Source organism: Microbulbifer sp. S227A (assembly GCF_049800935.1).
In genome coordinates, this window is sequence record NZ_JBNAFZ010000039.1 from 1 (window position 1) to 8,449 (window position 8,449).

Consider the following 8,449-nt stretch of genomic DNA (forward strand, 5'->3'; position numbering starts at 1 on the left):
TCGCACGAAACGCACCAAGGGCTGCCTCAGCCGCAAGACCGGACTGGCCATGGCATTCAAGCTGATGATGTCAGCGCAAGGAAAATGGCGCAAACTCGACGGTCGGAACCGCCTGCCCGAAATCATCGAAGGGGTTGAGTTCCGCGACGGTCTCCGCCACGTTCAAATCGCCGCCTGATCAAGCGTCACCAACTTCTGCGCATATCTCGTTTTACAATAGGTATTAGTCCTCTCGATTGAGGTTCAACCAATACCTGGTGTGCCTTAGCTCACCCGTTCGGCTGAGCGCACCCTTCTCGACCAGGTCCTGCAGATCGCGGGTCGCGGTAGCGCGCGAGGTTCCGGTAATCTTGAGATAGTTTTCGGCGCTGAGGCCGCCTTTGAACCCGCCAGGGCCTTCCCGAAACATTCGAGCGATGGCCTTGGCCTGGCGTTCGTTCAAGTGGTCTCTGTGACGATCGTAGAAGTGTGCCTTGCTGATGAAGAAGCCGACGCGGTCGAGTGTGACCTGTTGAGCCTTCAAGACAACGTCCGCGAACCAGACGAGCCACTCGGTCACGTTGAGCGTCTTTTGATGCTGCTCGAGCTGGTCGTAGTAAGCCTTGCGCTCCTTCTCGATGGTGAAGGCGAGCGCGATGAGTGTCGGCTGGCCGATGTTCTGCGCCAGCGACTTTTCAGCCAGGGCACGACCCAAGCGGCCGTTGCCGTCTTCAAATGGATGGATGCTCTCAAAATAGAGGTGACTTAGCCCTGCGCGCGTCAGGGCCGGGAGTGGTTCTGGTCCCCCTGGCCCGGTGTCGTTGAACCAATCCGCGTATCGCTCCATCTCAGGCATGACCCGCTCCGAGGGCGGCGCTTCGAAATGGATCGTGGGCCGGTCAAGGCGGCCGGAAACGATTTGCATCGCCTCGGCGTGTATTCGGTAGGCCCCGATGGTTTCCAACCGGCGGTCATGGGCCAGGAGCATGCGATGCCAGCGGAACAGCGTCTCGTGGGCCAGCGGGTCCGCAAAGCTGGAATAGACATCGACCATCATTTCCGCCACGCCCTGTTCGCGTGGTTTCGTAGGGTAGCTGTCCGGATCGAGGCCCAGATGGCGTCGCAGAGAAGACTGGACACTGAGCCGATCGAGGATTTCACCCTCGATGGCACTCGTCTGCATCGCTTCCTCGCTGAGAAGTTCGATGCGGAGTTGTTCGCGCTCCGGCTGGCTGACATGATGGACCGCGCCGAGGATTTCCCCTGATGAAAGCAGAAACTTCTGCTCAAACGGCTCAAGAGTAGAGGCTTCATACCGGAAATCCGGCCAATCGGGCAGCGCCCAGTTCCAAGTCATGAGTTATAGATGCCCTTTCTATAACTCACGATTAGACTATTTGTGATGTATAGAAGTCAACCCTATCGCTCAGCGGAATCGGCTTGACGAGTTCTCTGCCCAAATGAGATCGGACGTTGCTAGCAGACATTCGCAAGATGCGACGGATCATACGACAACCCCGATTGGTTCATTTGCAAAGCGACACATTTGCTCGTCAGCGCCTCAGCTACATCCCCATCGTACCCTTTCCGACCAGTGCTAAGGGATGCGGTTGAGGTATCGTTCGGAGCCCCGAAAGCGACGAGCGCGTCAGACGTTCGTGGCAGTCCTGTTCCAACCGATGTTTCGGCAGACTTTGGCGCGTCCCGCCGGCTTGAGACGCATTCCAGTTGCGGCCTCTGCACGGATGCTGCACTCCGAGAAAAAGCGGGCGATTTACAGGGCAGTTTTTCGCCCCGAGGTAGACCAATCGAGCAGACGGGACCTTCATGCCGGAACAGATTAATTGCGGGCCGCGCCTTCCACGGGGCATCGCGGCTTCATGAGAAAGATCATCATAGCCAACAACAAGGGTGGTGTGGGCAAGACCACCATTGCCAGTCAGCTGGTCTATGCCTTGGCCGACAAAAGCCATTCGGTGATCGGTGTGGATCTGGACAGCCAGCGCAATTTCACGGGATCGTTTGAAGAGGCCACAGATCTCGGCAATGCGCTCGAGCTGGTGATGACGGACGCGCCCGTTGAGGCAGAGCTGAACGCTGGCGACATCGGCATTCTGTCTGGTCACAAGGACCTTCTGGCGCAGAATTCCGATGATGTTCTGATCAACGTCAGAAATGGCCTGGTAGAAAGCCGCGGTGCGGATTTCTGTGTGATCGATACACCACCCAGTTTTTCCGAGGTGGTCTATGGGGCACTGCTGGGGTCTGACCATCTGCTGGTGCCGATCGAGCTGAAGAGGTTCTCGCTCGACGGCATCGAGAGGGTCCTGGAAGCGTTCATTGCCGCACAGGAACACAACCCGGGGCTTGAGCTTGTGGGCTTTTTGCCGTCGCGATTTGACGCGGTGAAGCAGGTCGAGCGGGACGCGCTTGTCAAAGTGGCCGAGGCTTTTGAACGGTTGTTGGTACCCCATGCGATCCGCAACCGCACGGCCTACGTACAGGCGCAGGAGGCGGGATCAGCCTTGTCCGAATTCAGAACCCGGAGCGGCAAGGAGGCCACCGCCGAATTTGGCGCGTTCTTTGACTGGTTCTACGCAAAGATAAACGGAGAGAATTGATATGGCCCGAAGCCTGACAAGCACGCTGGACAAGCTTGCCGCATCCGGAAAGCTGGACAGTTTCACGTCGCGCAAACCGTCTGACACGGGCGATGTCATCTCAGTTGAGCTGTCCCGTCTCGAAGCCGACCCGGAGCAGCCGCGCCGCACATTCGATGAAGCCAAGCTGCAATCGCTGAGCGAAAGCATCAAGGCCCGGGGTGTTCTGCAACCGATCACTGTTCAGCCGATGAACCCAGACGGAAAACACCTGATCATCATGGGCGAGCGCCGCTGGCGGGCGGCGCAGCTTGCGGGGCTGTCAGCCATTCCGGCTATGGTGCGGGATGCAACGGCTGATCTTCGGGCGATTCAATTGACGGAAAACGTCCAGCGCGCTGATCTGACAACCATGGAGATCGCGCAGGCTGTCGAGCAGATGCGCAAGGATGGAAGGAAGCGATCCGAGATCGCTGCAGCATTGGGGTGGGGAGAAGCAGAGGTGTCGCGCTTTGCGCGTATCACCACGATGCCGGAAGTCTTGCGGGGACTGGCGCAAGACAATGTGCCGGCCCGGGCGCTGGCGGATTTGAATGCTTTGTGGAAGAGAAACGAGGCGGCGGCACTTGAGTTTGTAAAGGCGACACCGGCAGCAGACATTTCGCGTACCACAGTTGCGGCTCTGCGCTCGGAGATCGAAATGGGGGAGAGTGAGGCGCCAACCGATACCAAACCGCAGGACAAGGGTGAGCTGCAATCATCAAGCTCACCAATCCCAACTGACGATGGCAACCAGGGCGCTGAAAAAACCACTGCCAGTTCTCCGACCGGACCCGTCGCCATCCTGTGTCGGCATGGTGAGGAGATCGGCAGAATACTGACGGATCGTCCGGCGAGTTCGAGCCGGGCTCTGATGGTGAGCTTTGCCAACGGCGAACGCATTGAAGAAATCGCGTTGGAAAACATCGATCTGCTGGAAGTTGTCGCGCTGTGAAGGGACGTCGGGCATGAAGCGCGCCTGACGATTTGAATCGCGAAATTCGTCAGCCATTCGGACCCGCGCCTTGTTCGGGTGTCGATGTTTCACCCACTGGCCGGGCCCCTCTTGTGTCACGCCGGTTTCATCTAGGAACTGGTACAAACAGGCGTTGGATCCTGAGATTGTAAATTGAGCCAATGTCCAGACCTTCGGGTCTTTGGGGTAGATACGGTTCCCGTCGCGGAGTGCCTCCAACTTTTTTGAAGCTTTGATCCGCCGCGTATCGCCTGGAGAGCGACGACAGATAGGCGAAAGTCAGAGATCATCTGCTCAGGCATGTCGTCTAACGTCTCTTCGGCGACGTCGTCTCCTGGCCGGATCGCACCCGGGCTAACAAAGCAGAACGAGAAACAGGATCAGTTATCCAGTCGGGGTGATTTCGACCTTGGGAGAAAACACCCCGACCCTGCGCCCCCAGAGCGGAGACACCAAATATCGGAGCGACGGGGGTGTGGGTAACTGATCCTGTTTCGGCCTGTCAATGTCGTCCTGGCGTTAAAGATGCGCGATCAACATCCCGACGGTTGAAATCGAAGAATGTGGTCCCGGACCACAAATTGGGTGGAAGAAGGTCCTAATGCAGGATAGGCTCGCCGCCAGCAATGTAGCACATATTGAAAATGCCCCAGAAATCAGAACTCGTCCGCACTCGCATCACACCCGCAAGCAAAACGCGCTTTGAAGCGGTTGCGGTCGAGCACGGTCTGTCGCCGTCAGAGTTTCTGCGGCAAGTGATCGAGACGGTGTCGGGTGATGCGGAGATTCCTGATCAAAGACCAACAAAAGCCCGTCGCGAGGGCAAGGTGACGGTGCGGCTTGGTCAGGAGACCCGACAGGCGTTGGAGGCGGAAGCGCGCGGGCAGGGTGTGCCGGTCTCTACCTGGGCGGCGAAGCTTCTCACCGCACGGGTGAGATCGGCGCCCCAGCCGGTAAAGGGGGAACGGAAACCCATCCAGTGGGGGTTCAGGCAACTTCGCGGGATGGCCACCAATCTCAACCAGATTGCGACCGTCATGAACCGCGGCGTTTTCACAGGCGATACCTACGCTCCAGTGAAGGGCGAGCTTCAGGCGCTGCGCCGGGACGTTCAGGCGCTGCGGGGCGAGCTTGCAGAGTACGCTGGTGGCCGATTTACCTTCCAGACAGGCGAAGGGACGCGTGATGAGTGATTTGAAAACCGAGTTGGGCTTTCAGGATTGCTGGTCAGATCTTTCGAATGGTCGCTCGGTTCGATCCCCGGCGTCAGGGTGTTTCTCGACAGGCACGAAGGATGCGAGCGGGCAGGGCGGAGATGGGATGCGTGACAGTTCGGCCGCGTCTTCTGCACAGGGTCGGACCGTACAGGTCGGTTCAGCGGTCCCGTCGATCAGCGCCGCTGACAAGGCGCGATTGGCGCGTGTCGTGCGTGGGGCACCGGAGGTCATGGTCAAGGTGTCAAAGCCCGCCAAGATGGACAAGCATGGCAACCCGGTTCAGGTGAACCGCCAGACAGAGGGTGTTCGGGTATCGGCGCATCTTGAGTATATCAGCCGCAACGGCAAGATCGAACTGGAGACCAGCCAAGGCGACCGTCTGTCTGGTAAATCGGCGACGACTGCGCTTTTTGCCGAATGGATGCAAAATCATGATGAGGATCGCGCCAATGGGCTGGCGACGGATCGTACCCGGATCACCACCAGTATCGTTCTTTCGATGCCGGGCAATACCAATGCCAGCGCTGTGAAGGATGCGGTGCGGGCCCTGGCTGAGCAAGAGTTTGGCGGTCGGCATGACTATGTCATGGCGTTGCATACAGATACCAAGCATCCACATGTGCATCTGACGGTGCGGACGGTCGGCCATGACGGCGTTAAGCTGAACCTGCGCAAAGCTGATCTGCAACAATTGCGCGATACATTTGCGGCGAAGCTACGCCAGCGAGGCATTGAGGCGGAGTCTACGCCGCGATCTGCACGGGGTGTCACGCGCAGGGGAGAGCGGACCCCGGTTTATAAGATCCGCCAGCGGGGTGAGGTGGTTACCGTTGACAAAGCCAAACGCCGCGAAGTGCGGCGGGATGTGGCGGATCATGGCGGTAGGATTCCCGATCAATCGTGGGATGGCGCTATTGTTGCCCGCAGAAACCGTGTGATGAACACTTACACGGCGGCCGCAGCCGTGCTGGCGCAATCATCCGATCCGGAAGATCGAGCGCTGGCTAAAGATGTCGAGCGCTTTTCAAGAAGCCTGACTGATGTGATGACGGAGCGGGCGGAGTTGGCCCGTGACATGGCTTCGGTTCGCTCAGCTTCCCGCTCCGATAGCAGCGAACGGGGGGCGATGGACCTGTCCCGTTTTAGTGCCGCCCCAGGTGCTCGTTTAGGCCACTTTCCGTTCGAAAGCGACGGGGCTTTTCCAGCCCAATGCTGAGTGACGGCGGCGTGGATTGTAGAAGCCGTTGATGTATCCGAAGATTGCCATCTCAGCATCGCGCCGCGTTTGCCATGACCTTCGCCAGATCAGCTCGGCCTTGATCGTTTTGAAGAACGTCTCGATGGCAGAGTTGTCATAACAATTGCCTTTGCCGCTCATCGACACCGTGAACCCATGCTGGCGCAATATCTTCTGGTAGTCATGTGAGCAGTATTGCGACCCGCGATCCGTGTGATGGATGCAGCCCTTGGGCGGTTGCCGCAGCGCGATGGCCATCTTCAAAGCCCGGATCGCGAGATCACGCTTCATTCGGTTGCTCACGGCCCAGCCGATCACTCGCCGAGAGTGCAGATCAAGGATCACAGCAAGATAGAGCCATCCCTCACGCGTCCACACGTAGCTGATGTCGCCCGCCCATTTCTGATTGAGCGCATCCGCATGGAAGTTCCGGTTCAGCAGATTAGGGGCAATGTTGAACGCATGATTGCTGTCAGTGGTCACCTTGTATTTCTTGGAGCGTTTGACGCGGATACCATTCTCGCGCATCAATCGACCGACGCGCCGATGGCCGATATTCAAACCAAGCTCCTTCAACTCCTCCGTCATTCTTGGCCTGCCGTAGCTGCCCAGGCTGAGCCGAGATTGTTCCTTGATGTGTGCCAGCACGATCATGTCCGTCCGCTGCCTTTGGCTGGCCGGACGGCTGCGATAGGCGCGCAGGCCACGGTCGCTGACGTCTAGAACCTGGCAAAGGCGGCTGGTCGGGAATTCGTGGCCATGCTCTTCAATGAACCGGAACCTCATGGCTTTTGGCTCGCGAAGTACGCGGTGGCCTTCCTAAGAAACAGCCGGTTCAGGCAAAACGGGCGCCAAGGCATAGCCCAGGGTCTTTGCGCGCCGCTGGAGGTTCGCGAGAACGCGCTGGCGGTGTCGCTCATCATAGGCTGCGGCGCCCTGATCCTGATAAGTCATTCCATGCCGGATGGCATTGTAGAACAGGACGGCGATCTTGCGGGCGGTCGCCGTCACCGCCTTCTGCTTTCCGATCCGCGCCGAGAGACGGCGATAGAAGGCGCCCAGAGCGGTGTCGCTGCGTCCGATGGTTGTGGCGGCCAATCGCAACAGGGCCGCCGCCCGGCTCGAGGAGCGCCGCGTCTTCGACGACAGAAGCTTGCCCCCGGAGATCTTGTTGCCGGGTGCCAGGCAGAGCCAGGATGTGAAGTGCTTTGCCGTCTTCCACGCGCGCAGATCAGTGCCGCACTCAGCCACCAGCTTCAGCGCCAGCGAAGGACCAAGGCCATGTATCTGGGTCAGGTCGGTTCCCAATACCCCGTAGAGCGCTGCTCGCACGTCGAAGGCCGGTGCATTGACTTGCCTGCCTTTGATCCGGGCCTTCGGCAGCGGCGGCCGATCGTCCCCTCCCTTGACTGAGAGGGCGGCAACAGCCGCCTCCAGCCGCTGATCGCATTCCTCGATCTTGGCTTTGTAGAAGTCGTAAAGGTCAAGCGACTGCGCCAGAGCAAAGACATGTTCCGCCCGGTCATTGCCCACAAGTGCTGCCCGGATCGTCTCCGGCGAGGATTTGCATCGCACATCCCGGTAATCGGCCAGCACATCCGGATCGCGCTCACCCGCGACGATGGCGCGAATGATCTTCATGCCGGTCGCACCGGTGATGTCGGAGACGACATGGTGCAGCTGTAAGTTCATCTCCATCAGCGCCTTCTGCATGTGTTGAATATGCGCGGCCGCATACTCTGTCAGACGTTCGCGCTGGCGCATGTAAGCACGCAGGGTTGCGATCTCGGCTTCGGGGCGGAAACTACCACGCAGCAGGCCGTAGGAATGCAACTGGCGCAGCCATCCTGCATCGCTGACATCGGTTTTGCGGCCGGGCACGTTCTTGGCATAACGGGCATTCACCAGGATCACCTCGAAGCCTCGGGCCTCGAGGATCTCGAACGCCGGGATCCAGTAGACGCCGGTGGATTCCATGGCCAAGCTGGTGACGCCGCAAGACCGGAACCAGTCGGCGAGGTCGTGCAGATCCTGGGTGAACGTGCCGAAGGCGCGCACCGGCATGTCACAGCTGGACGGGTTTACCGCTGCCATGTGCATCGTCGAGCCGATGTCGATCGCGGCTGCATTGGGATTGACCATCTTCAGGTCCGGGTGGTCGCCGGTCGTAAGTCTGGGCATGATATCTCCTCCGTTCAGAACGAAGGGCGTGGGCCATGCAAGTTCGTCATCTTCCTATCCGGGATCGCCGCGAGCGCGCCGTCACCAATCTCAAGTGCGCATCAGCCCATGTGCCACGTTTTTTAACGGGGTCCAGCCCACCAATAAGCCATCGGCAACTGCCCTTCGCTACGAGCTTAGCACAAGCTGTTGCTACCGCGCACAGGCGGGCTGTGGCCCG

General features: G+C 59.1%; 6 protein-coding genes and 2 pseudogenes. 5 read left to right on the forward strand and 3 right to left on the reverse strand.

All coding sequences use genetic code 11. The features are described from left to right. Positions 1 to 178, forward strand: a pseudogene (locus tag ACP15R_RS27165) (IS256 family transposase); the annotation flags it as partial. A gap of 45 nt (positions 179 to 223) precedes the next feature. Here ACP15R_RS27165 and ACP15R_RS27170 read toward each other — a convergent pair. Further along, positions 224 to 1,336: a Fic family protein gene (locus ACP15R_RS27170; RefSeq protein ID WP_424988953.1), complete on the reverse strand. Its 1,113-nt coding sequence runs from the start codon at positions 1,334 to 1,336 to the stop codon at positions 224 to 226. A gap of 487 nt (positions 1,337 to 1,823) precedes the next feature. Between ACP15R_RS27170 and ACP15R_RS27175 the strand changes: the two genes are divergently transcribed. The 4 genes from ACP15R_RS27175 (at position 1,824) to ACP15R_RS27190 (ending at position 6,027) form a co-directional block, all read left to right on the forward strand. Continuing rightward, positions 1,824 to 2,600 carry a ParA family protein gene (locus ACP15R_RS27175; RefSeq protein ID WP_424988954.1) on the forward strand — a complete coding sequence of 259 codons (777 nt, stop codon included), beginning with the start codon at positions 1,824 to 1,826 and terminating at the stop codon, positions 2,598 to 2,600. A gap of 1 nt (position 2,601) precedes the next feature. Beyond that, positions 2,602 to 3,573, forward strand: coding sequence for a ParB/RepB/Spo0J family partition protein (locus tag ACP15R_RS27180; protein ID WP_424988955.1), 972 nt, complete (start codon positions 2,602 to 2,604; stop codon positions 3,571 to 3,573). Positions 3,574 to 4,238: 665 nt separating this feature from the next. Then, the gene (mobC, locus tag ACP15R_RS27185; RefSeq protein ID WP_424988956.1) at positions 4,239 to 4,787 is read left to right on the forward strand and encodes a plasmid mobilization relaxosome protein MobC; all 549 of its coding nucleotides are present in this window, start codon (positions 4,239 to 4,241) and stop codon (positions 4,785 to 4,787) included. Further along, positions 4,780 to 6,027 carry a relaxase/mobilization nuclease domain-containing protein gene (locus ACP15R_RS27190; RefSeq protein WP_424988957.1) on the forward strand — a complete coding sequence of 416 codons (1,248 nt, stop codon included), beginning with the start codon at positions 4,780 to 4,782 and terminating at the stop codon, positions 6,025 to 6,027. The genes mobC and ACP15R_RS27190 overlap by 8 nt, the downstream gene beginning before the upstream one ends. Here ACP15R_RS27190 and ACP15R_RS27195 read toward each other — a convergent pair. Both ACP15R_RS27195 and ACP15R_RS27200 read right to left on the reverse strand, forming a co-directional pair. Continuing rightward, positions 5,977 to 6,867, reverse strand: a pseudogene (locus tag ACP15R_RS27195) (IS3 family transposase); the annotation flags it as partial. The gene ACP15R_RS27190 and the pseudogene ACP15R_RS27195 sit on opposite strands and share 51 nt — an antisense overlap. Continuing rightward, positions 6,868 to 8,229, reverse strand: coding sequence for an IS110 family transposase (locus ACP15R_RS27200; protein ID WP_020042027.1), 1,362 nt, complete (start codon positions 8,227 to 8,229; stop codon positions 6,868 to 6,870). Between the last annotated feature and the right edge of the window lie 220 nt (positions 8,230 to 8,449).